Here is a 23,963-nt window from a genome sequence, read left to right on the forward strand (position 1 = left end):
GGGGGGGGTGCGAGCCGCCCCGCGCCGGGGGCGGCGGCCGCCGCCCCCCCGCGGCTCGCGGACATCGCGGCCCAGTCCGGGGTCAGCGAGGCGACCGTCAGCCGGGTCCTCAACGGCAAGGCGGGAGTGGCGGGCGCGACCCGTCACAAGGTGCTCGCCGCGCTCGACGTGCTGGGCTACGAGCGTCCCGTACGGCTCAAGCGGCGCAGCGCCGGCCTCATCGGGCTGGTCGTGCCGGAGCTGACCAACCCCATCTTCCCGGCCTTCGCGCAGGTCATCGAACAGGTGCTGGCCGGGCACGGCTACACGCCGGTGCTCTGCACCCAGATGCCGGGCGGCGCCACCGAGGACGAGCTGGTCGAACAGCTGGTGGAGCGCGGTGTGGCCGGGATCGTGTTCCTGTCCGGGCTGCACGCCGACGCCAGCGCCGACCCGGTCCGCTACACCCGGCTCGCCGCGCGCGGGGTGCCGTTCGTCCTCATCAACGGCTTCAACGAGCACATCGACGCCAACTTCGTGTCGCCCGACGACCGGGCCGCGGCCCGCATGGCCGTACGGCACCTGGTCGAGCTCGGTCACGAGCGGATCGGGCTGGCCATCGGGCCGACGCGTTACGTGCCCTCGCGCCGCAAGGCGGAGGGCTTCGCCGCCGAGCTGCGCGACCAGCTGGGCGTCGAACGGGAGGAGGCCGAACGTCTCGTGCGGCCCACCCTGTTCGGCGTGGAGGGCGGGCACGCCGCCGCCGACCTGCTGCTCGCCGAGGGCTGCACCGCGATCGTGTGCGGCTCCGACCTGATGGCGCTCGGCGTGATCCGGGCCGCCCGGGCCCGCGGCCTCGACGTGCCCCGTGACGTGTCGGTGGTCGGCTTCGACGACTCCCCGCTGATCGCGTTCACCGACCCGCCCCTGACCACCGTGCGCCAGCCGGTGCAGGCCATGGCGACGGCGGCGGTCGGCGCGCTCCTCGAGGAGATCGAGGGAAACCCGGTGCAGCGCACGGAGTTCGTGTTCCAGCCAGAGCTGGTGGTGCGCGGCTCGACGGCGCAGCCGCCGCCCGCGGCTTCGTAACTCCTTGCGCAACCTTTTGCGTTCGGTTGTTCGAAGTATTGACCGTACGCCTGTACGCCCCTACCGTCGCGGCTGAAAACAGTTGCTGTCATTTTCGGCAACTTCTTGCGAACCCGGCTCTCCCGAGCCCGAGAGCCGCTCTTGCGACAGGGACGTCGTACAGGAGGAAGCATGGCAAGAAAGACCGTGGCCGCTGCACTCGCCCTTGTGGCGGGAGCCGCTGTGGCCGTCACGGGGACCCCCACCGCGCAGGCCTCGGCCCCCGGCGAGAAGGACGTCACCGCGGTGATGTTCGAGTGGAACTTCGCCTCGGTGGCCAAGGCCTGCACCGACCAGCTCGGCCCCGCCAGCTACGGCTACGTGCAGGTCTCCCCGCCCCAGGAGCGCGTCCAGGGCGCGCAGTGGTGGACCGCCTACCAGCCCGTCAGCTACAAGATCGCGGGCCCGCTGGGCGACCGCGCCGCCTTCAAGGCCATGGTCGACACCTGCCACGCCGCCGGGGTGAAGGTCGTCGCCGACAGCGTCGTCAACCACATGGCCGGCCCGGCGGACCCCAACGCCACCCTCACCGGCACCGGGGGCTCGACGTACAGCAAGTACCACTACCCCGGCCTCTACTCCGGCGCCGACATGGACGACTGCCGCGCCAACGTCTCCAGCTACCAGGACAAGGCGAACGTCCAGAACTGCGAGCTCGTCGGCCTCGCCGACCTCGACACCGGCGAGGACTGGGTCCGCGGCCGGATAGCCGCGTACATGAACGACCTGCTCTCGCTCGGCGTCGACGGCTTCCGCGTCGACGCCGCCAAGCACATGCCGGCCGCCGACCTCGCCAACATCAAGTCCCGGCTGACGAATCCTTCCGTCTACTGGAAGCAGGAGGCCATCTACGGCGCCGGCGAGGCCGTCTCCCCGAGCGAGTACCTCGGCAACGGCGACGTCCAGGAGTTCCGTTACGCCCGCGACCTCAAGCGGGTCCTGCAGAACGAGAAGCTCGCCTACCTCAAGAACTTCGGCGAGGCCTGGGGCTACATGCCGAGCGGCCAGTCCGGCGTCTTCGTCGACAACCACGACACCGAGCGCGGCGGCGACACCCTCACCTACAAGGACGGCGCGAACTACACCCTCGCCTCCGTCTTCATGCTCGCCTGGCCCTACGGCTCCCCGGACGTCCACTCCGGCTACGAGTGGAGCGACAAGGACGCCGGCGCGCCGAACAACCACCAGGTGAACGCCTGCTACAGCAACGGCTGGAAGTGCCAGCACGCCTGGCGCGAGATCTCCTCCATGGTGGCCTTCCGCAACACCGCCCGCGGCCAGGCCGTCACCAACTGGTGGGACAACGGCAACAACGCCGTCGCGTTCGGCCGTGGCAGCAAGGCCTACGTGGCCATCAACCACGAGACCTCGTCCCTCAGCCGCACCTTCCAGACCTCCCTGCCCGCCGGCACCTACTGCGACGTGCAGAGCGGCAACCCGGTGACCGTGAACTCCGCCGGCCAGTTCACCGCGACCCTCGGCGCCAACACCGCCCTCGCCCTCCACGTCAACGCCACGAGCTGCGGCACCACCGCGCCCGCCGGCACCGGCGCCTCCTTCAACGTCAACGCCACCACGGTCAGCGGCCAGAACATCTACGTCACCGGCAACCGCGCCGAGCTCGGCAACTGGTCCACGACCGCCGCCCTCAAGCTCGACCCGGCCTCGTACCCCGTCTGGAAGCTGACGGTCTCCCTCCCCGCCGGCACCGCCTTCGAGTACAAGTACCTCCGCAAGGACGCCGCCGGGAACGTGACCTGGGAGTCCGGCGCCAACCGCACCGCGACCGTCCCCGCCTCCGGCCAGGTCGTCCTGAGCGACACCTTCCGCAGCTGACCTTCCCCTCCCGTACAAGGGCCGCCCCGCCGGGGCGGCCCTCTCTTCCCGTACCTCCAGGGAGCACTCCCGTGACACGCAAGAGAACGGCAGCCGCGCTGGCCGCCGCGCTGTGCGCCGCACTCGTGCCCGCCGTCCCCGCGGCGGCGGCCCCCCGGCCCCCGGCGCCGCCCTCCGACCGGGCGCTCGCCGCGCAGCCGGCCCGGCACGACCTCACCCGTGAGCAGTTCTACTTCGTCCTGCCGGACCGCTTCGCCAACGGCGACCCGTCCAACGACCGCGGCGGCCTCACCGGCAGCCGCACGGCCACCGGCTTCGACCCCTCCGACAAGGGCTTCTACCAGGGCGGCGACCTCAAGGGCCTCACCCAGCGGCTCGACTACATCAAGGGCCTCGGCACCACCGCCATCTGGATGGCGCCGATCTTCAAGAACCGGCCCGTGCAGGGCGAGGGCAAGGACGCCAGCGCCGGCTACCACGGCTACTGGATCACCGACTTCACCCAGGTCGACCCGCACTTCGGCACCAACGACGACCTGAAGAAGCTGATCGCCGCCGCCCACGCCAAGGGCATGAAGGTCTTCTTCGACGTCATCACCAACCACACCGCCGACACCGTCGACTACGCCGAGAAGAAGTACGGCTACCGCCCCAAGGGCGCCTACCCGTACCTCGACGCCACCGGCCGCCCCTTCGACGACCGGGCCGGCGCCGGGACGCCCCCGGCGATTGACGCGGACTCGTTCCCGTACACGCCCGTCCAGAAGCCCGAGGACAAGGCCGTCAAGGTCCCCGCCTGGCTCAACGACCCGACGATGTACCACAACCGCGGCGACTCCACCTGGGCCGGCGAGTCCGCCGAGTACGGCGACTTCGTCGGCCTCGACGACCTGTGGACCGAGCGGCCCGAGGTCGTCGAGGGCATGAAGAGGATCTACGAGAAGTGGGTCCACGACTTCGACATCGACGGATTCCGCATCGACACCGTCAAGCACGTCGACCTCGGCTTCTGGACCCAGTGGGCCACCGCGCTCGACTCCTACGCCAGGAAGCAGGGCCGGGACGACTTCTTCATGTTCGGCGAGGTCTACTCCGCCGACACCGCCGTCACCAGCCCCTACGTCACCCGCGGCCGGCTCGACGCCACCCTCGACTTCCCCTTCCAGGACGCCGCCCGCGCCTTCGCCTCCCAGGGCGCCGGCGCCGAACGGCTCGCCAGGGTCTTCGCCGAGGACTACCGCTACACCACCGACAAGGCCAACGCCTACGAGCAGGTCAGCTTCCTCGGCAACCACGACATGGGCCGCGTCGGGACCTTCCTGAAGCAGGACAACCCGGACGCCTCCGACGCCGAACTCGTCCGGCGCGCCCGCCTCGCCAACGAGCTGATGTTCCTCTCGCGCGGCAACCCGGTCGTCTACTACGGCGACGAGCAGGGCTACACCGGCGCCGGCGGCGACAAGGACGCCCGCCAGACCCTGTTCGCCTCGCGGACCGCCGACTACCTCGACGACGACCAGCTCGGCACCGACCGCACCCACGCCTCCGACGCGTACGACACCACGCACCCGGTCTACCGGTCGATAGCGCAGCTGTCGCAGCTCACCAAGGACCACCCGGCACTGCGCGACGGCGTCCAGCAGGAACGGTACGCCGAGGGCTCCGTCTACGCCTTCTCCCGTACGGACGCCCGGCAGCGCACCGAATACCTGGTCGCCACCAACAGCGCCACCACCGACCGGACCGTCACCGTGCCCGTCGACTCGGCCGCCTTCCACGCCCTGTACGGGGGTCAGGGCGCCGTCGCGGCGAAGGACGGAACGGTCACCGTCACCGTCCCCGCCCTGTCCTCGCTGGTCCTGAAGGCCGACGCGCCGCTCCCCGCCCCGGCCGCGAAGCCCGCCGTCAGCCTCAGGGCCCCGGCCGCCGGAGCCACCGGCACCGTCGAGCTCTCCGCCGACGTCACCGGCGGCGGCCTCAACCGGGTCGTCTTCGCAGCCCAGGTCGGCAACGGCCCCTGGAAGACGCTCGGCACCGCCGACCACGCGCCCTACAAGGTCACCCAGCACGTCACCGCGCCCGCCGGCACCGCCCTGCGCTACAAGGCCGTCGCCGTCGACGCCGCCGGACGCACCGCGAGCGCCCTCGCCACGAGCACCGCCGGCCAGGTCCCGGCGCCCGAGAAGCCCGTCGCCGTCGAGCGCCCGTACGCCGTCGTCCACTACAAGCGCCAGGACGGCGACTACGCCGGCTGGAAGCTCAGGGCCGCGGGCCAGGAGACCGTCTTCAGCGGCCGTGACGCGTTCGGCGCGTTCGCCTGGGTGAAGGTCCCCGAGGGCGCCTCCACCGTCGCGTACACCGTCGAGAAGGACGGCACCGCCGACGGCCCGCAGCGAAGCATCAGCCTCGGCCGCACCGGCGAGGTCTGGATCACGCAGGGCCAGGACGCCCAGTCCGACACGAACCCGGCCCCCGCGCCGCAGGACAAGTCGAAGGTCGTCCTCCACTACCAGCGCGAGAACGGGAACTACGACGGCTGGGGCCTCCACCTGTGGACCGGCGCCGCACAGCCCACCGACTGGTCGAAGCCGCTGATGCCGGCCCGCATCGACGCGTACGGCGCCGTGTACGAGGTGCCGCTCGCCGCCGGCGCGACCTCCCTGTCGTACATCGTCCACAAGGGCGACCAGAAGGACCTGCCCACCGACCAGTCCCTCGACCTCGGCACCTACGGCAACGAGGTGTGGCTGCTCGCCGGACAGCAGAAGTACCTGCTCCCGACGACCGGCGGCGCCCCGAACCTCGACCTCGGCAGGGCCGAGGCCCAGTGGATCGACCGGAACACCGTCGTCTGGAAGGTGAAGAGCACCGACTCCACCAGCCAGCAGCTGGTCTACGCGGAGAACGGCGGCATCACCGTCACCGACGGCGCGCTGAGCGCCGAGGGCCGCTGGCTGCGGCTCACGCCGGCCGCGCTGACCGACGCCCAGAAGGCGCGGTTCCCGCACCTGCGCGACTACCCGGCCTTCACCGTCGACCCGCGCGACGCCGACCGCGTCCGCGGCGCCCTGCGCGGCCAGCTCATCGCCACCCAGCGGGCCGCCAACGGCGCCCTGCTCGCCGCCACCGGCGTCCAGACCGCCGGCGTCCTCGACGACCTGTACGCGGGCAAGGCCACCGGCGCCGGCCTCGGACCCGTCTTCCGCGGCGGCCGCCCGACCCTCTCGGTGTGGGCCCCGACCGCCCAGTCCGTCGCGCTCGAACTCGACGGCAGGACCGTGCCCATGCGCCGCGACGCGGCCAGTGGCGTCTGGTCCGTCACCGGACCGAGGAGCTGGAACGGCAAGCCGTACCGCTACGTCGTCAAGGTCTGGGCGCCCAGCGTCCAGAAGCTCGTCGAGAACCGGGTCACCGACCCCTACTCCACCGCCCTCACCACCGACTCCGCCCGCAGCCTCGTCGTCGACCTCGCCGACCCGGCGCTGGCGCCCGCCGGCTGGAAGACCCTGAAGAAGCCGGCCGCCGTCCCGCTGCGCGACGCGCAGATCCAGGAGCTGCACGTCCGCGACTTCTCCGTCGCGGACCCGACGGCGAAGGCGGAACACCGCGGCACCTACCTCGCCTTCACCGACGAGGAGAGCAAGGGCGCGCGCCACCTGAAGGCACTCGCCGACTCCGGCACCAGCTACGTCCACCTCCTCCCGGCCTTCGACATCGGCACCATCCCCGAGAAGAAGTCCGAGCAGACCGCACCCGCCTGCGACCTGAAGGTCTACGCGCCCGACTCCGAGGAGCAGCAGGCCTGCGTGGCCGCCGCAGCGGCCAAGGACGCCTACAACTGGGGCTACGACCCGCTCCACTACACCGTGCCGGAAGGCTCGTACGCCACCGACCCCGAAGGCACCCGCCGCACCGTCGAGTTCCGGCGCATGGTCCAGGCCCTCAACGACGACGGCCTGCGCACCGTCATGGACGTCGTCTACAACCACACCGTCGCCGCCGGACAGTCCGACAAGTCCGTCCTCGACAGGATCGTGCCCGGCTACTACCAGCGCCTCCAGGCCGACGGCTCCGTCGCCACCTCCACCTGCTGCGCCAACACCGCGCCCGAGAACGCCATGATGGGCAAGCTCGTCGTCGACTCGGTCGTCACCTGGGCGAAGCAGTACAAGGTCGACGGCTTCCGCTTCGACCTCATGGGCCACCACCCCAAGGAGAACATCCTCGCCGTCCGCAAGGCGCTCGACGCCCTGACCGTCGAGAAGGACGGCGTCGACGGCAAGGCGATCATCCTCTACGGAGAGGGCTGGAACTTCGGCGAGATCGCCGACGACGCCCGCTTCGTCCAGGCCACCCAGAAGAACATGGCCGGCACCGGCGTCGCGACCTTCTCCGACCGGGCCCGCGACGCCGTCCGCGGCGGCGGCCCCTTCGACGGGGACCCCGGCATCCAGGGCTTCGCGTCGGGCCTCTACACCGACCCGAACGCCTCCTCGTCCAACGGCACCCCCGAGCAGCAGAAGGCCCGGCTCCTCCACTACCAGGACCTGATCAAGGTAGGCCTCACCGGCAACCTCGCCGGGTACACCTTCACCGACACCTCCGGGCGCACGGTCAAGGGCTCCGAGGTCGACTACAACGGCGCCCCGGCCGGCTACGCCGCCGCACCCGGCGACGCCCTCGCCTACGCCGACGCCCACGACAACGAGACCCTCTACGACGCCCTCGCCTTCAAGCTGCCGGCCGGCACGCCGGCGGCCGACCGGGCGCGCATGCAGGTTCTCGCCATGGCGACGGCGACCCTCTCCCAGGGCCCGGCGCTCTCCCAGGCCGGCAGCGACCTGCTCCGCTCCAAGTCGCTCGACCGCAACTCGTACGACAGCGGCGACTGGTTCAACGCGATCCACTGGGACTGCCGCGACGGCAACGGCTTCGGGCGCGGCCTCCCGCCGGCCCCCGACAACAAGGCCAAGTGGGGCTACGGCAGGCCGCTCCTGGTGAACCCGGCCGTGACGCCCGGCTGCGCCGAGATCGACGGCGCCTCGGCCGCCTACCGGGACCTCCAGAAGATCCGCACCACCGAGCCGGTCTTCTCCCTCGGCACGGCCGCCCGGGTCCAGGACGCCCTGTCCTTCCCGCTGTCGGGCCGTGACGAGACCCCGGGCGTGATCACCATGCGCCTCGGCGACCTGGTCGTCGTCTTCAACGCGACCCCGCAGCAGCAGAAGCAGACCGTCGGCACCCTGGCCGGGAAGGGCCACCGCCTCCACCCGGTGCAGGCGAACGGCTCCGACGCGACGGTGAAGTCCGCCGCCTACGAGACCGCCACCGGCACCTTCACGGTCCCGGCCCGCACGGTCGCCGTCTTCACGGCGCGCTGACCCTCCGCACGGAGAAAGGAGGCCGTGCCCCGGCAGCACCGGGGCACGGCCTCCGGCGTTCCCCTCACACCAGGGCCTTCTCCATGAGGGTCACCGCGTACCGCCGGCCGTCGGCGGCGACCTTCTCCAGGGGCGCGCCGACGGCCGCGTAACCCGCCGCCCGGTAGTACGTCCCCAGGCGCGGGTTCCGCGTCTCGCAGTCCAGCCGGGCCGCCCCGCGGCCGCAGGCCGCGATCCGCTCCTCCGCGTGCGCGAGCAGCACCCGGCCCGTGCCGGCGGGCGCCGCCTCCCGGTCGGTCATCAGACGGTGCACATAGCCCGCCACCGGCGGCTGCGGCCCCCAGACCGCGTCGTCCTCCCACCACAGCTCGTACGCCCCGACCGCCCGCCCGCCGTGCAGCGCGAGCCACACCTCGCCCGCCTCGATCCGCGCCCGGAAGTGCTCGGGGCCGCGCGTCCCGGGCCGCCACTGGTCGATCCCGCCGCGCACCATCCAGTGCGCCACGCCGTCGTACAGCTCCACCAGAACGTCGAGATCGCGGGCGTCCGCCTGCCGGAAGGTCACTTGTGCCGTCATGGTGATCACCGTAAAGGTGTGGCCAGACATCCGGACCACCAGGAGCGACCCCCATGCCCCAGATCACCGTCGACTACTCCGCGCCCCTCGACCGGCGCGGCTTCGCCCTCGCGCTGCACGGGCTCGTCGTGGAGACGGTCGACGCACGGCTCGAAGCCTGCAAGACCCGCTTCCGTGAGGTCGAGGAGCTCGTCGTCGGCGACGGCGCCACCGACGACGCCGTCGTCCACGTGGAGATCTCGCTGCTCGCCGGCCGTACCGAGGAGGCCAAGGCCCGCCTCAGCCGGGCCGTGCTCGCCCTGGTGCCCGACCACCTCAAGGAGACGGAGGGCGTACGGATCTCCGCGGAGGTACGGGACCTCGACCCGTCCTACGCCAAGCGCTGACCCGGCACCTGCGGGACGAGGGCGGCGAGCCGGCCCACCAGGTCGCCGAAGGGCCCGTCGGCCGGCTCGCCCGCCAGCACGCGGACCACGATCTCCGCCATGTCCTCGTCGTACGCCGCGCTCACCGCCATCAGTGCCGAGAAGTCGTGCACGAGCTGGAGCTCCAGCTCCGCGCGCGGCACCCGGCGCCCGTCCAGCCACAGCAGCGCCGTCGACTCGGCGAGCGACACCCAGGAACGGACGACCAGTTCGAGCCGTGCCGAGGGCCGCTCGACCTCCAGATGGGCCAGGATCTGCTCGTACGCGGCCTGCCGCACCTCGTCGATCATCGCGTTCGTCGTCGACGAACCGACGGCCGGGCCGCCGCGCATCAGCGCCGCGAAACCCGGGCCGTGTCCCTCCACGAAGTCGAAGAACCGGCCCATCACCCGCAGCAGCCGCGCACCGAGCGGTCCGTGCGGCGGCTCCACGAAGCGCGCCGCCAGCTCGTCGGCCGCGCGGCGCAGCGCCGCCTCGTAGAGGGACTGCTTGCCGGGGAAGTAGTGGTAGACCAGCGGCCGCGAGATGCCCGCGGCCGCGGCGATCTCGTCGATGGAGACCTCGTCGGGAGAGCGGTTGCTGAACAGCTCGAGGGCCACCCCGATCAGTTGCTGCTTGCGCTCCTCGACGCCCATCCTTCGGCGTACCCCGGTCGTCATGCGAACAGCCTAACGGGAGTCCGTTACGCTCCCGGCACATGAGTGCTTCTGAGCAGGACATCCCGGAGACCGAGGCGGAGCCGGCCGGCCTCACGCCCAGGCAGGCGCGGCTGCTGCGGATCGTCGCCGGATCGGTGCTGCTCGTCGTGACGGCCGCGGTGCTCGTGGTCCGGCTGGCGAGCCATACGTCCGTGCTCGTCGTCGGCGTGTACGGACTCGCCATGATCCTCTGCGGCGTCGTGATCGAACTCTCCCGCAACGGCCGTACCCGCCTGGCCACCTGGCTCCTGGCGGGCGGTCTGCTCACCGCCTTCGCCCTGGACTGGCTGGTCCTGCCGTAGGGCTCGCGGGGGCCGCGGGGCTCGTCACAGGTCGAGGACGAGCCGTTCGCCGGCGCAGCGCGAGACGCAGATCAGCAGGGAGTCGGTCCGCTCGGCGTCCGTGAGCAGCTCGTCCCGGTGGTCGACCTCACCCTCCAGGACCCGCTGCCGGCAGGTCCCGCAGAAACCCTGCTGACAGGAGTAGAGGACACCCGGCACCGCCTCGCGCACCGCCGAGAGCACCGACCGGTCGGCCGGCACCGTCAACGTACGCCCGGTGCGCCGCAGTTCGACCTCGAAGGCCGTGCCGCCCTCGGTCCGCGCCGCGGAGAAGCGCTCGAACCGCGGGACCCGGCCCTCCGGCATCGCGGCGCCCACCGCGTCCATCAGACCCTCGGGCCCGCAGCAGTGCACCTCCGTCGACTCCGGGAGCCCGGCCAGGAAGGACAGGTCGGGCCGGCCGTCCTCGTCCTCGGCGACGACGGTGGTCCTGTTGCGGTCCCGGCCGCCACCGAGGGAGAGCACCTCGTCGACGTACGGCATGGTGGCGCGGCTGCGCCCGCAGTAGAGCAGCCGCCAGTCGGCCCCGGCGGCCTCGGCGGCGCGGACCATGGGCAGGATCGGGGTGATCCCGATGCCGCCGGCGACGAAGAGGTAGGAGCCGGCGGCGGGGGCGAGCGGGAAGCGGTTGCGGGGCCCGCGGATCTCGATCTCCGTGCCCACGTGGAGCTGTTCGTGCACTTCGCGGGACCCGCCGCGCCCGTCCGCGATGAGGCGGGTGGCGATGGTGTACGCGTCGGATTCGGCCGGGTCGCCGCACAGCGAGTACTGCCGGACGGTGCCGGAGGGCAGGACGAGGTCGATGTGGGCGCCCGGCCGCCACTCGGGCAGCCCGGTGCCCTCCAGACGCAGCTGGACCACGCCCTCGGCGGGCTCGGTGCGCGCGGCGACGAGCACGCGGCGGGTGACGGTGGAGTGCCGCCCGCGACCCGACACGGGCTCGTCGAGGGCGGGCATGGGCCAGAGCGGCGAGGCGTCGATCCGGCGCCGCATCGCCCTCTTGGCGAGGAGGGCGCCTCCGGCGAGGAGCACGACCGTACGCAGACGGGGCATCAGACCCGCCCCCCGTTGGCACCGGGGGAGCTCGCCAGGTAGGCGGCGGCCTGGGCGGTGCAGCCCTCCTGGCTCGGGTGGTAACTCCGGCTCAGGTAGCGGGGGATGGAGCGCAGCATGTCGGGCGTGCACGGCAGCACGCCCTCGCGGCCCTTGCGGACGAACTGGCCGATCGACGGCTTGGCGTCGAGAACGGTCGGATCGTTCTCCATGAAGAAGCGGACCCCGCGCTGCCAGAGGAACACGAGCGCCGAGAACGCCGCCGCCCAGGTGCGGGCGCGCCGCCGGTAGCCGCCGTCCAGGTGCAGGAACAGCTCGAAGGCGACGGAGCGGTGCTCGACCTCCTCGGCGCCGTGCCAGCGCAGCAGGTCCAGCATCACCGGGTCGGCGCCGACCCGGTCCAGCTCCTCGGCGTTGAGCACCCAGTTGCCGAGGAAGGCGGTGTAGTGCTCGATGGCGGCGATCAGCGCGACCCGCTCCATCAGCCACCAGCGCCGCGGCCGCCCGGGCGGCAGGGTCCGGTCGCCGAGCAGCTTCTCGAAGAACCAGTCGACCTGCGCGGTGTACGGCGTGGGATCGAGCCCCAGCTTCCTGAGGTGCGGCAGCACGTCGTCGTGCGCCTGCGAGTGCACGGCCTCCTGCCCGATGAACCCGATGACGTCCGCACGCAGCCGCTCGTCCGTGATGTACGGCAGGACCTGCTTGTAGACGTGCACGAACCAGCGTTCGCCGGCCGGGAGCAGCAGGTGCAGCACATTGATGGTGTGGGTGGTGAACGGGTCGCCGGGCACCCAGTGGAGCGGGGTCCGCTCCCAGTCGAAGGAGACCTTGCGGGCCTTGAGTTCGATGTGCTCCGACGCCACCGGTACGGGCTGCGTATTAGACATGCCGTCAATGTACTGAGCGGTAAGCCCCACGACCAGACTCCGTGCAGGGACTTTTCCGGTCCCGGGCGGCGCCGCCGTCGCACCTCCGTGTGGGCATGCGTCCCGCTGGGGCGGGACGGGTGGGCACACGGGACGGCGCCCTTGCGGGCGCGTTCCGCACTCGCACCTGGCCGCCACCCCTACGGGCGGCGCCGTCGGCCGAGGCTCAGCGCAACGCGCCCATCAGCCTCCCGTCAGCGAGCGTCCCCGTGAGATCCGCCCGGCTCCCCGCCGCGGCCTTCACCGCGAGCAGGTGCCCCTCGGCCTTGCCCTTCACCCCGCCCGACAGCGCCACCGACGCGACGTCCGGCGACCCGGCGGCCAGCACGTACCACTGCCCGCTCTTCGCCTGCCACACCACGCCCGCGAGGACCCGCGGCTCGCGCGGCCCGCAGGCCGGGGAGCCCTCCGAGCGTGCGGCGAGCGCCGCCGGGCCGCCGGCCGGGGCCGCCGCGCCCGCCGGGTCCGGCCGGCCGGCCCCACCCGTCGCCCCGGCCGCACCCGTCACGCGGAACAGCGCCAGCGCCCGGCTGCCCGTGCCCCGCCACGTCTCCGCCCGCGCGCACGACCACTCCGCGCGCCCCGCACCCTCCGGCAGCGGCTGCGTCGCGTACGCCCAGGAGTTCACCGACCGGACCCCGTGCGAGCGCACCGCCGACAGCCCGCACGCCACGCGCGCCCACTCCGCCCGCGCCGCCGCGCCCGTCACGTCCGCCGGCCGACCCGGCGGGCCCGAGGTCAGCCGGGCCGGGGCCAGTTCGCCGAGGTCGGTGAGAACCCGCGGCCCCGTCTCGTCGCGCACCTGAAGCGCGCTCCAGCGCGTACAGCCCCGCGCCGTCGCGGGACTCGGGATCGGCTCCGTCACCCCGTACCCGTCCCGCGTCAGGACCCGCGCCGCCTTCTCCGGCAGCAGCAGGTCCCGTACGGCGGCCTCCCGCACCCAGGGCGCCGTCAGATAGCGGACGTTGCCCCCGGCCCGCGACACCACGAGCGCCGCCGAGCCCACCGCGTCCGCCCCGTCCGTACGGGCGAAGTCGAGCACCGCGCCACCCGTGCCACCGGCCGGCTCGGCGTACCGCACCACCCGCAGCCCGTCGAAGAACAGCACCACACGCGCCGCGTCGACCTCACTCGCGAACAGCAGCTGCGGCGAACCCATCGGCGGTCCCGGCGGCGTCCCCGGCGTCGCGGACGTCTGCACGGCGGGGCCGGGCCTGGCCCACACCGCGAGCGCCCGGCGCAGCAGCGCCGAGTCGCCGGTGAGCCCGCCCCTGGCCGGCCACACCGAGAAGTCCGTCCGCGCCGAGGCCCGCCAGTCGGCCGCGCCGACCCGCTTCAGGCCCGCCGGGTCGAGCGCCGCCTCCGCCGCCGGGTTACGGGCGTACGACGGTGCCGCAGCACCGTTTCTGCCCCATCCGTCGCCCGGGAGCCCGAGCAGCGCCCCGCACACCACGACCGCCGTGGCCGCCGCCAGCGCCGCCTTGCCGTGCTGGCGCCGCCGCATCAGGTCCGTCGGCCGGGCCTGCAGCGAGCACGGGTCGAACTCCGCCGACTCCAGGAGCGCCGCCCCGCTCGACCCGCCCGGCCCCTCGACGCCGTCCGCCTCCGCGAGCGCCGCCTCCGGGTCCTCGACCCCGGCCGCCGCGAGCACCCGCAGCACCTCCGGATCGCCCTGCCGCTCCAGTCCGCGCAGCACGTAGGCCGCGCGGGCCGGCCCGGACAGCGCGGAGAGCCGCTGGTCCAGGGCGAGTTCGTCGGCGCCGCCCGCCCGCGGGAACAGCCGGAGCCCCCACACCTGCGGCAGCAGCGGCGGGAACTGCGCCCGGCGGGGCAGCGCGCGGCGGCGCAGCGGAAGACCGGCGACCAGCGCCTGCCGCAGCACCTCGCCCCGCACGTAGGCGTAGCCCGGGTCGACCGCGTCCTCGTCCGCGCGGCGCGCCCCTGGCACCGCCGCGGCGGCGCCGGACGTACGGCGGCGCGGCAGCGAACGCTGCACCAGCGCGTGCGCGGTCAGCACCCGGCGGTTGCGCCCGAGCGAGGGCGGAAGCACCAGATAGGCGATCCGGACCAGCCGCGGATAGTGCTCGACGAGCGCGGCCTCGGCCTGCTCGACGTCGACCGGACCGGGGGAGGGAGAGGAGGCGGAGGAGGCGAGTTCCTGGGTGCTCACGTTCAGCAGAACGAGCGATTCTTGCGATGGTCACCCCGCGAGCCGTCCCCCGAACGGGTCAGGCCGCGTGGACCGTGAGCCGTTCGCGGATGATCTCGGTGACCTCGTCCGGGACGCCTAGCCCCTCCCGTACGTACTTCTCCATCGACCCGTGCCGCACCGCGACCTCGTCCAGGGCCGCCTCCAGGTAGTCCGGCACGACCCCGATGAGCGCGAGCGCCAGCTCGGGGTCGCCGCCCTGGGCCGTGAACCCCTCGATGAGCGGGGCGAAGGCCTGCCGTACGCCCGGGTTGACCGCCAGGTACTCCGTCATCACCGTCTTCTCGTCCGCGCCGAGCAGCGAGAGCACGACGGTCGCGGCCCAGCCGGTGCGGTCCTTGCCCGCGGTGCAGTGGAAGAGCAGCGGCCCGGCGTACGGATCGCCCAGCTCGGTGAGGAAGGCGCGGTAGGAGGCGCGGGCGGACTCGGTGTTCACGAAGGCCCGGTACGTCCGGGCGAACGCCGCCTGCGCCCGCCCGCCGCCCAGGTGCTCCTCGGCCAGCGCCGGGTCGGACAGGAGCGTCTTGAGGCGGGCGGCCGGCGGCAGTCCGCTGGTCGCCAGGAAGTCGGCGAGCACGTCCGCGACCACCAGTCGCCCGCCCGCCGGCATCCGGTCGGGCCGCTCGGCACGCTCGGCGTCGGTCCGGAAGTCGACGACCGTCCGGATCCCGAGCCCGCTCACCACGGAGTCCGCCGGATCCAGCCGGTCCAGCTGCCCGGCCCGGAACACCAGCCCCTCACGGACACTGCGCCCCGCGCCGAGCGGCAGCGTGCCGAGATCGCGGAGGTTGGCGACGGTGGCGGCGGGAATGGCAGGCATGCGTCGACTCCTCCGAAGCGGTACGAAGCTGAGCACATCCACGTACAGCGGATCATTCGTACTTTTCCTACGAACCGTAACCGATGGGGCGGAAGGCGTCCTCGCGTGCGGCGGGCGGCCGGACGGGCTTCCCGGCCCGCCCGCTCCCGCGGGAGGCGGTGTCCGGCGCCGGGGAGCGGGGTGACAGCATGGGTGCACCATGACCCACACCCGGTCGCCCCTGCGCGCTCTCCGGGCCGCACTCTTCGCGGCGGTGTGCGTCACTTTGGCGGCAGTGGGGCATTCGTCCCTGTCCGCCCACGTCATTCCTCCGGCCTCCCTCCTCACCGCCTTCGCCGCGACGGCCGCCCTCGCCTGGGCCGTCGCCGGGCGGCGGCGCGGTCCCGTCGCCGTGGCGTCCGGACTGACGGCCGTCCAGGGGGCGCTGCACCTGCTCTTCGGCGCGGGAGAGCCCGGCGCTCCGCCGGCACCGGAGCTGCCGGCGGAGGTCCTGGCCGACCCCTACCTGACCCACGCGGCGCACGCGGCGCACGCGGCCGCCCAGGGCGGTCACATGGCGCACGCCATGGACGGCGCCGCGGGCGCCGGTGCCGGATCCGGCACCGGGATGCTCGTCGCGCACCTGCTCGCCGCCCTGGCCTGCGGGCTCTGGCTGGCGCGCGGCGAGGCCGCGCTGTTCGCCCTGGCCCGTACCGTCGGCGCCCGCGCGTGGGCACCGCTGCGGCTGCTGCTCGCCGCCGCCCGGATCCTCGTGCCGGCGCTCCCGGCCCGCCGTCCCGTACGGCCGCGCCGCCACACCCGCCCGCTCCACGGGGCGGTCCTCGCGCGCTCGGTCCCCCGGCGCGGCCCGCCCCACCCGCCGCTCGCCTTCCGCACCACGGCCCTCGGAGCACCTCTCTGACGTGATCGACCGGGGGCCGCTTTCCCCTGTCGACACACGATCCGGCCGCCGAAGCCGTCCGGCGCCGCTCGACGCCGTCGCGCGTCGTCCGACGCGGCGCGACGCCGGATCAACCACTTCCGAGGACCGTCATGACCATCGACGATCTCGCGCGCCCGGACACCTCCGGGGCGCCCACCACGGACACGACCGCCGAGCCGACCGCCGACCCGGACACCGCAACCGCCACCTCCGGCAGAGCGCCGCGCGGCTGGGCCGCCCTGCGCCCGCTCGTGCTCCGCATGCACTTCTACGCGGGCGTCCTCGTCGCCCCGTTCCTCCTCGTCGCCGCCGTCAGCGGACTGCTCTACGCCCTCGCCGTCCCGGCCGAGAAGGTGATCTACGCCCACGAGCTGGAAGTCCCGGTCCCGGACGGCGACGCCACCGCCCTGCCGCTCGCGCGCCAGGTCGAGGCGGCCCGCGCGGCCAACCCGGACGGCACCGTCACCGCCGTGTGGCCCGGCGCCGAGCCCGGCGCCACCACCCGGGTGCTCATGGACGACCCGGAGGCCCCCGAGGGCACCTCCCTGGCCGTCTTCGTCGACCCGTACACCGCCGACGTACGCGGACAGCTGCCCAGCTACGGCAGCTCGGGCGCGCTCCCGCTGCGCACCTGGATATCCGGGCTCCACGTCGACCTGCACCTGGGCGAGCTCGGCCGCAACTACAGCGAACTGGCCGCCAGCTGGCTGTGGGTGGTCGCGCTCGGCGGCCTCGCCCTGTGGCTCGGCCGCCGCCGGAAGAACCGCCGCGCCCTGTTCCTGCCGGAGCGCGGCCCCAGGTCCCGGCGCCGCACGCTCTCCTGGCACGGCACCGTCGGCCTGTGGGCGGTGGCCGGGCTCGTGGCCCTGTCCGCCACCGGTCTGACCTGGTCGCGGTACGCGGGCGAGAACATCGGCGGCGTCCAGGACCGGCTGGGCGGCGCGACCCCGAAGCTCTCGGCGGCCGTCACCCCGGGCGGCGGCGACGCGAGCGGCGGCGAACACGCGGGCCACGGCGCCGGCCACCACCCGGCCCCCTCGGGCGGCGACGCGGGCGGAAGCGCGGACATCGGCATCGACAAGGCCGTCGCGGCGGCCCGCGCGGCCGGCATCGACAGCCCGTCGATCTCCGTGGTGCTGCCCGCCGAGGGCAGCGGATACGTGGTCAAGGAGACCGACAAGCAGTTCCCGGTCCAGCTGGACTCGGTCGCCGTGAACCCGGCCGACGGCGCGGTCCTGGACGAGCTCCGCTTCGCGGACTACCCGCTGCTCGCGCAGCTCACCCGCGTCGGCATCGACGCCCACATGGGCCTGTTCCTCGGCCTGTTCAACCAGCTGGCCCTCGCCGCCCTGGCGCTCGCCCTGATCCTGCTGGTCGTCTGGGGCTACCGCATGTGGTGGCTGCGCCGCCCGGCCCGCCGGCCGGTCGCCCGCGGGGCCTGGCGGCGCGTACCGCCGACGATGCTGTTGCCGCTGCTCGCGGTCACGGCACTGACGGGCTGGTTCGTCCCGCTCCTCGGCCTCAGCCTGGTGGCCTTCCTGGCCGTCGACCTCGCCCTGGGAATCGCCGCGAAGGCGCGGGCGAGGTCGAAGGCGAAGGCCTGATCAGGGCGTGTACTTGTAGCCGACCCGCCGCACGGTCTGGATCGTGTGGCGGTGCTCGGCGCCCAGCTTGCGGCGCAGCCGGGCCACATGGACGTCGACGGTCCGGCCGTCGCCCACGTGCCCGTACCCCCACACCGTCGTGACCAGCTGGTCCCGGGTGTGCACCCGGTGCGGCCGGTTGACGAGATGGGCGAGCAGCTCGAACTCCAGATACGTCAGGTCGAGCGCCCGCCCGTCGACCCGGGCGATCCGCTGCACGCTGTCGATGACCACCGGCCCCTCCTCGACGAGAGGCGGGGCCGGCGGCTGCTGATCGGCCGGCAGCAGGACGAGGTACCCGACCATCGGCGGCCGGCCCGGCAGCGCCGGCACGGCGTGCTGCGGCGCGGGAAGGAGCGTGGCGCCGGGCGGCAGGAAGTCGGCGACCTGCGCGAGCGTGGCGACCTCGTCGGGCGCGACGGCCCGCAGACGGGGACGGACGGCGGACAGGGGGGCGGCGGCAGCCTGGGTGTGGGCCATGGAAGTCTCAGCTCTTTCGCGCGAGTTGCGAACGGACGGTGCACGTCGTACGTCTTGCGCGTCGGCCGAAGGCCGGGGACCGGAATCGGTTCCGGTCGGGCTTTAGAGGGCCGACGCGTTCCTCACGCGCCGACAGCACCGGTCGAAGTCATGGTGCTGACGGGAAGGCCAGAACGGCTCGAGGTCACGGCGACCTGTCGCGCTGTCGTTCTGGTAGTTGGCCATATCCCTATTAAACCAGCAGGGAATGCTCCTGAGCACCCCCCGGTCCCACATCGTGCGTCACACCGCCGCTCAACCGGTCAGCCGCTTGCGCCAGTCGAGGCCCGTGACCCGTATCGCCTGCCCGGGATCGCCGTCCCAGTCGACCGTCAGGCCCTGCCCGCGCAGCGCCTCGGCCACCTCGCCGCCGACGGCCGCGGTCGTGTCCGGGGAGCGGTCGAACCCGCCGTACAGGAGATACAGCGGACCACCGCTCGCCGCGCCCTCCGTGCACTGGTAGTGGAAGAAGACGAACCCGCGCGCGTGGTCGGCGCCCTCCTCGGCGCCGATCTCCGACGTGCCGCAGGTGCGGCAGCAGGTGAAGTGCTCCCGGGCGACGATCCCGGCGGAGCCGAGCGCGGCGAAGGCGGCCGTGATCCGCTCCGGATCGGTGGTCCCCTCCCAGCCGGCCATCTCCTCGACGCGCTCCAGCCACAGCCGGTCCACGAGCGCCGACGCCTGCTCCCGGGACACCGGATACTCCTCCGGGGAGAACACCTCCTCCTGGGCGATCCGGGTCAGCCGCTCCCGGTCGGCATAGCCGCAGCGGAGCTGCTCGCGCACCCGCTCCTCCAGGTCCGCCCGTATCTCCGCCGGGAGTTCGGGCGCCTCGGGCGCGGGCGCGAAGCCCAGGTTCTCCCACGCGAGTCCCGCGTCCCAGTCGTCCTCCCCGCGCGCCCACGCGGCCAGGACCGCCGCGACCCGGCCCGGGTCGTCGAGCTCCGTCCCGACGTGCAGCTCGGGTGCTCCGGCGCGGTGCTCCACCTGGTACCGGCCGCCCTCGGCGTGCCACACCTGCGCGAAGACGTCCGGCAGGTCCGGTATCCGCTGGAGGATCAGGAAACGGTCGCCGTCGGCGCCGATGCGCCGCACGAGGCCCGCCAGATCCTCCTCGGACGGCCGGACGTGCTTCTCCCTGTTCTCGGTCTGCACCGCGATGTCGAGCATGAGTCCACAGTGCCAGGACCCTCTGACAACGCGACGAGGGGTGGCCGCCCCGGAACACGGCGGGCACCCCTCGTACGACGTGCGCGGATCAGACCTGGCCGGCCTTCTCCAGGGCCTCGCAGCAGGTGTCGACCAGGAGGCGGGTCACCGTGTACGGGTCGACGTTCGCGTTCGGGCGGCGGTCCTCGATGTAGCCCTTCCGGTCCTGCTCGACCTGCCACGGGATGCGGACCGAGGCACCGCGGTCGGAGACGCCGTAGGAGTACTGGTCCCACGGGGCGGTCTCGTGCAGACCGGTCAGACGGTCGTCGATGCCGGCGCCGTAGTTCTTGACGTGGTCGAGCGGCTTCGAGCCCTCGCCCAGCGCCTCGCACGCGGTGATGATCGCGTCGTAGCCCTCGCGCATCGCCTTCGTGGAGAAGTTGGTGTGCGCGCCCGCGCCGTTCCAGTCGCCCTTCACCGGCTTCGGGTCCAGGGTCGCGGAGACGTCGAAGTCCTCGGCGGTGCGGTAGAGCAGCCAGCGGGCCACCCACAGCTGGTCGGCGACGTCCAGCGGCGCGAGCGGGCCGACCTGGAACTCCCACTGGCCCGGCATGACCTCGGCGTTGATGCCGGAGATGCCCAGACCCGCCTTGAGGCAGTTCTCCAGGTGCGCCTCGACGATCGGACGGCCGAAGATCTCGTCGGCGCCGACGCCGCAGTAGTAGCCGCCCTGCGGGGCCGGGAAGCCGCCCACCGGGAAGCCGAGCGGACGCTCGCCGTCGAAGAAGGTGTACTCCTGCTCGATGCCGAAGATCGGCTCCTGGGCGGCGTACTTCGCGTACACCTCGGCCAGCGCGGCACGCGTGTTGGTCTCGTGCGGCGTCATGTCCGTGTTGAGGACCTCGCACATCACCAGGACGTCGTTGCCGCCGCGGATCGGGTCCGGGCAGGAGAAGACCGGCTTGAGGACGCGGTCCGAGGCGTGACCCTTGGCCTGGTTCGTGCTGGAACCGTCGAAGCCCCAGATCGGCAGCTCCTCCAGCGGAAGACCGTCACCGGGGATGATCTTCGTCTTGGAGCGGAGCTTGGCGGTCGGCTCGGTGCCGTCGATCCAGATGTACTCAGCCTTGAAGGTCACGGGGCCTCATCCTTTGGCGTGCTGCGGGTCCTCGGCGGCCGCTCGCGACATTGCGAGAGCTGCGGTGGCGGTGTGTCTGCGTCTGAGCGCAGCTTCGCAACACGGGATTTCCCGTCGGTTGCCCGATTGTGAACCCCGTGTTACTCAGCCTTCCTCCGAATCGCGCCGCCGCCGTGCGACGGCGTGCGCGTCGAGGAGCGCCCCGAACCCGGCCCGCTCGATCCGCGCCACCACCTCGGCGTACGAGGTGCCGAGAGCCTCCGCCGTACGCCCCAGGTGCCAGTCGCAGTCGGCGAGCCGGCGCAGCAGGTGCCCCCGCCGGATCTGCTTCTCCGACAGCCGGAACGTCTTCAGATAGGCCGTCCGGCCCCGGTGGTCGCTGATCAGCTCCCCGATGTGCTGCTCCTGCCCGGACCGCAGGAACGGCGGCAGGAAGCGGTACAGCCGGAAGCCGCCCATCGTGTGCACGCGCTCGAAGGCGTACGGGGTCTCCAGCAGGTCCCGCGCCATCAGCCCGTCGTGCGCCTCGGCCCACGCCCGCTCCTCCCGCACGGCGGCACGGCGCAGATCGGCGAGCGAGCGGACGGAACCGCCGTCGCCGAGGGACGCGGTGAAGTCGCCGACCGGCGCGCCGTAGTGCGCGTACTGGTGGACCAGCTCCCCGAACAGGTCCTCCACCAGCGTGGCGTGCAGCAGCCGGTAGTCGTCCGGGTGCGGCACGACGAACGCCGCGGCCAGCGCGTCGGCGACGTACAGCATCACCCCGCACTGCCCCGGGTGGATCTCGAAGACCCGCAGCGCCTCCGCGAGCCCGGGCACCTGCCACCCCGCGTACGCCGCCTCCGCGCGCGGCGAGAGACCGCGGCGCACCGCCTCCCTGGACCACTCGTCCCACACTATGGAAGGACCGCCGAAGTGCAGCGCGAGATACCCCTCGATCGCGAGGTGGAGCGGCAGGAACCGCAGCCGCGGCTCGCCCTGCCGCCGCCGGGCGAGGCGGCGCACGGGCACGGCGACGGGCGGCTCGTCCCCGAGCCGCGTCCCGTAGGCGGCGCCCTGCGCCCCGCCCCCGCTCCAGTCGGCGACGAAGCCGTGCGGGACGTACGACGTGTACGTGGTGCCGTCACCGACGTCGACCGTGTCGGGCCCCCACGAGCGCGCGTACACCTCACGCCGCAGCCGAAGCCCCTCCACCGGCTCCTCCCGCACGAGCGGCACCAGCCGCACCCCGCCCCACACCTGCGAGGGCCGCACCACGAGCCCGCTCAGATCGATCCGCGTCACGCCGGCCGCACCTCCTCGTCCCCCAGGAACAGCTCCACCCGGCGGTCCAGGTACGCCCGCAGTGCGGACAGGCCCTCGCGGCCCTCCGCGAAGCGGGCGATCTCGACGAGGGCCGGGAGGTCCTCCGCGTCCCGGATGCCCGCCGTGGGGACGGCGGGCGCGAGCCTGCGCACGTCGAAGACATCGGCGTCGTATACGGGGTTCACATGGACCACATGCGTCCGCTGCTCCGGATCGAGCCGCGACCGCCACACCCGCAGCACCTCACCGGCCAGCCCGGGCGGCGCGTTGTCCCAGCCGTCGGAGACGAGCACCAGCCGCTCGGGGGCGTGCTCCAGGGCGTCCAGGATCCGCGCGCCGAGCGGCGTCGCTCCCCACGGCCGCACGAGCAGCGGATCGCGCGCTCCCGAGGTCCAGTGCGCCGCGTACGCGCCGGGCGCGGCCAGCGCCTCCAGGAGGAAGTGGCAGCCGAGGGCGACGGCCAGCGGACGGCGCCGCTTCACCGCCGAACCGGACGAGGACCAGCTGTCGTCGAGCACCGCCGCCACCCGTCCCCAGGAGCCGACGTGCGGCCCGGCCACCCGCCGCGCGGCGGCCCGCAGGGCGCCGGTCAGCTCGGTACGACGCTCCCTTCTCTCCCCGAAGGGGAGAGACAGCACGTACAGCGCGAGCCGGGTCAGCGGCATCGCGGACAGGTCGCTCGCCGCCGGACGCGCGCGCAGCCGCTCCAGGCGCGTCATGCGGGGCGCCATCCGCTCCAGGAACACCTCACGGGCGATCCCGTGCCGGGCGGCGAAGCCCTCGGCGACGGTGAACGGCAGCTCGTACAGCGCCCCCTGCTCGTGGCGCGCCCGGCGGAACGCCTCCAGGACGGGATGCGCGTAGCGGGTGCGGCGGCGCGGCGCGAAGAGGAAGTCACCGACCTCGCCCCCGGCCACCCGGAGCGGCAGATGGGCGTGACGGGCCGCCGACCTGACCCCCGACCGGTACTTCACGGCGTCGTGCGCGAGGTCGGGACGGTCCGCCAGCCAGTCGCGCATGATCGCCCGGGTCCGCCGGTTGTTCACGCCGGCCGCGCGCAGGGCGCGGAACAGCCGGTAGACGCGCTGCGGCGGCAGCTTCGCCAGCCGCGCGGCGATCAGCCGGCCCTCCCGCCGGACCTCGGCGGGCCCGGCGTCGCGCGAACTGCGCAGCAGCTGCTCGACGATCAGGGCCGCGTTGTGGTCGTTGATGTCGAGCGCGAGCGCGGCGGCGTACAGCGGACGGTAGTTGACCCGCACGTACTCGTGCAGAAAGGCGAGCGACAGCCGCTGCTCCTCGGCGCCGCCCCGGAACTCGCGCTGCCCGGTGGCGGTGACGGCCGCGTTGACGAAGAGCAGGACGTCCTCGGCGGCGAGGAGGTCGGACATCGTGGGCTCCTTGCACGTGGGTGCCGGCCGGGGAATGGGGGCGCGAACAGCGAATACGTTGCTTCAGAGGCAGGTCCCGGAAGTCGCACCGGAGTCCCGCGGCCGGCGAGGGAACGCTAACACCCGGGGAGGGGCGGAATTCCACCGGATTTACGGCTGAAGGGGCCGACGACGGGCGGGGCCCGGGGCGAAAGCGGCCGGGAACCGTAGCGGACCCGGCAGCAGACGACGGCGAGAGGGCCCGGAACCGGAGCGGGGCGGATGCCGACGAGGGCGGGAGGGGCCCGGAACCGAATCGGCGCCGGGGCCGAGGATGGCGGGAGGGGTCTGGACTGGAGTGGGGCGGAGGCCGACGGGGGCGGGAGGGGCCCGGAACCGAATCGGCGCCGGTGCCGAGGACGGCGGGAGGGGTCGGGAACGGTAGCGGACCCGCAGCCGACGACGGCGGGGAGGGGTCCGGGGCCGGAGCGGGGGCAGGGGTGTCCGGACGGTTAGGCCCGTCTCTTCTACAAATCAACGAACC

The 23,963-nt window shown here is 73.3% G+C and carries 19 protein-coding genes; 7 read left to right on the forward strand and 12 right to left on the reverse strand.

The window, feature by feature from the left end; genetic code table 11:
* The first annotated feature begins 63 nt into the window (after positions 1-63).
* The 3 genes from ACFVGS_RS11795 to pulA all read left to right on the forward strand — a co-directional run bounded on the left by ACFVGS_RS11795 (position 64) and on the right by pulA (position 8,324).
* A complete protein-coding gene (locus ACFVGS_RS11795) occupies positions 64-1,068 on the forward strand; it encodes a LacI family DNA-binding transcriptional regulator (protein WP_385435740.1) in 1,005 nt (334 codons plus the stop codon).
* Positions 1,069-1,239: 171 nt separating this feature from the next.
* The gene (locus tag ACFVGS_RS11800) at positions 1,240-2,943 is read left to right on the forward strand and encodes a carbohydrate-binding module family 20 domain-containing protein (RefSeq protein ID WP_385692392.1); all 1,704 of its coding nucleotides are present in this window, start codon (positions 1,240-1,242) and stop codon (positions 2,941-2,943) included.
* 71 nt (positions 2,944-3,014) lie between these two features.
* Complete coding sequence (gene pulA / locus ACFVGS_RS11805; protein WP_385692393.1) at positions 3,015-8,324, forward strand: pullulanase-type alpha-1,6-glucosidase; 5,310 nt, start codon at positions 3,015-3,017, stop codon at positions 8,322-8,324.
* A gap of 64 nt (positions 8,325-8,388) precedes the next feature.
* On the opposite strand, the gene ACFVGS_RS11810 is transcribed toward pulA, so the two are convergent.
* Complete coding sequence (locus ACFVGS_RS11810; RefSeq protein WP_385692394.1) at positions 8,389-8,901, reverse strand: GNAT family N-acetyltransferase; 513 nt, start codon at positions 8,899-8,901, stop codon at positions 8,389-8,391.
* A 53-nt stretch (positions 8,902-8,954) separates the two neighbouring features.
* Here ACFVGS_RS11810 and ACFVGS_RS11815 point away from each other — a divergent pair, with 53 nt between their 5' ends.
* Entirely contained in the window at positions 8,955-9,287 is a 333-nt protein-coding gene (locus ACFVGS_RS11815; protein ID WP_384413672.1) for a 5-carboxymethyl-2-hydroxymuconate Delta-isomerase, read from the forward strand.
* Here the strand turns inward: ACFVGS_RS11815 and ACFVGS_RS11820 are convergent.
* Positions 9,272-9,985: a TetR/AcrR family transcriptional regulator gene (locus tag ACFVGS_RS11820; RefSeq protein ID WP_384413670.1), complete on the reverse strand. Its 714-nt coding sequence runs from the start codon at positions 9,983-9,985 to the stop codon at positions 9,272-9,274. The two genes, ACFVGS_RS11815 and ACFVGS_RS11820, sit on opposite strands and share 16 nt — an antisense overlap.
* Before the next feature lie 38 nt (positions 9,986-10,023).
* Here ACFVGS_RS11820 and ACFVGS_RS11825 point away from each other — a divergent pair, with 38 nt between their 5' ends.
* Positions 10,024-10,326, forward strand: a complete 303-nt coding sequence (locus ACFVGS_RS11825; protein ID WP_384413667.1) for a hypothetical protein — start codon at positions 10,024-10,026, stop codon at positions 10,324-10,326.
* Between the two features lie 24 nt (positions 10,327-10,350).
* Here the strand turns inward: ACFVGS_RS11825 and ACFVGS_RS11830 are convergent, their stop codons facing one another.
* From ACFVGS_RS11830 to ACFVGS_RS11850, 5 genes are all read right to left on the reverse strand, one after another.
* Positions 10,351-11,418, reverse strand: a complete 1,068-nt coding sequence (locus ACFVGS_RS11830) for a PDR/VanB family oxidoreductase (RefSeq protein ID WP_385692395.1) — start codon at positions 11,416-11,418, stop codon at positions 10,351-10,353.
* Positions 11,418-12,305 carry a metal-dependent hydrolase gene (locus ACFVGS_RS11835; RefSeq protein WP_385692396.1) on the reverse strand — a complete coding sequence of 296 codons (888 nt, stop codon included), beginning with the start codon at positions 12,303-12,305 and terminating at the stop codon, positions 11,418-11,420. The genes ACFVGS_RS11830 and ACFVGS_RS11835 overlap by 1 nt, the downstream gene beginning before the upstream one ends.
* A 205-nt stretch (positions 12,306-12,510) precedes the next feature.
* A complete protein-coding gene (locus tag ACFVGS_RS11840) occupies positions 12,511-14,514 on the reverse strand; it encodes a hypothetical protein (protein ID WP_385692397.1) in 2,004 nt (667 codons plus the stop codon).
* A 58-nt stretch (positions 14,515-14,572) separates the two neighbouring features.
* Positions 14,573-15,373 carry a tyrosine-protein phosphatase gene (locus ACFVGS_RS11845; RefSeq protein WP_385692398.1) on the reverse strand — a complete coding sequence of 267 codons (801 nt, stop codon included), beginning with the start codon at positions 15,371-15,373 and terminating at the stop codon, positions 14,573-14,575.
* Positions 15,374-15,440: 67 nt separating this feature from the next.
* The gene (locus ACFVGS_RS11850) at positions 15,441-15,563 is read right to left on the reverse strand and encodes a hypothetical protein (RefSeq protein WP_385692399.1); all 123 of its coding nucleotides are present in this window, start codon (positions 15,561-15,563) and stop codon (positions 15,441-15,443) included.
* 84 nt (positions 15,564-15,647) lie between these two features.
* Between ACFVGS_RS11850 and ACFVGS_RS11855 the strand changes: the two genes are divergently transcribed.
* Both ACFVGS_RS11855 and ACFVGS_RS11860 read left to right on the forward strand, forming a co-directional pair.
* Complete coding sequence (locus ACFVGS_RS11855) at positions 15,648-16,274, forward strand: hypothetical protein (protein WP_385692400.1); 627 nt, start codon at positions 15,648-15,650, stop codon at positions 16,272-16,274.
* 131 nt (positions 16,275-16,405) lie between these two features.
* Positions 16,406-17,899, forward strand: a complete 1,494-nt coding sequence (locus tag ACFVGS_RS11860) for a PepSY-associated TM helix domain-containing protein (RefSeq protein ID WP_385692401.1) — start codon at positions 16,406-16,408, stop codon at positions 17,897-17,899.
* Here ACFVGS_RS11860 and ACFVGS_RS11865 read toward each other — a convergent pair whose 3' ends face one another.
* From ACFVGS_RS11865 to ACFVGS_RS11885, 5 genes are all read right to left on the reverse strand, one after another.
* Entirely contained in the window at positions 17,900-18,418 is a 519-nt protein-coding gene (locus ACFVGS_RS11865) for a winged helix-turn-helix domain-containing protein (protein ID WP_384413647.1), read from the reverse strand.
* 294 nt (positions 18,419-18,712) lie between these two features.
* Complete coding sequence (locus tag ACFVGS_RS11870; RefSeq protein WP_385692402.1) at positions 18,713-19,627, reverse strand: DUF6891 domain-containing protein; 915 nt, start codon at positions 19,625-19,627, stop codon at positions 18,713-18,715.
* A gap of 88 nt (positions 19,628-19,715) precedes the next feature.
* Positions 19,716-20,747, reverse strand: coding sequence for a glutamine synthetase (glnII, locus tag ACFVGS_RS11875; protein WP_384413641.1), 1,032 nt, complete (start codon positions 20,745-20,747; stop codon positions 19,716-19,718).
* A 144-nt stretch (positions 20,748-20,891) separates the two neighbouring features.
* Positions 20,892-22,031 (reverse strand): hypothetical protein, encoded by a 1,140-nt coding sequence (locus ACFVGS_RS11880; protein ID WP_384413639.1) that lies wholly within the window; start codon positions 22,029-22,031, stop codon positions 20,892-20,894.
* Positions 22,028-23,440 carry a hypothetical protein gene (locus ACFVGS_RS11885; RefSeq protein WP_385692403.1) on the reverse strand — a complete coding sequence of 471 codons (1,413 nt, stop codon included), beginning with the start codon at positions 23,438-23,440 and terminating at the stop codon, positions 22,028-22,030. The genes ACFVGS_RS11880 and ACFVGS_RS11885 overlap by 4 nt, the downstream gene beginning before the upstream one ends.
* Between the last annotated feature and the right edge of the window lie 523 nt (positions 23,441-23,963).

It is taken from the genome of Streptomyces sp. NPDC127114 (genome assembly GCF_042677525.1).
Taxonomy (GTDB): domain Bacteria; phylum Actinomycetota; class Actinomycetes; order Streptomycetales; family Streptomycetaceae; genus Streptomyces.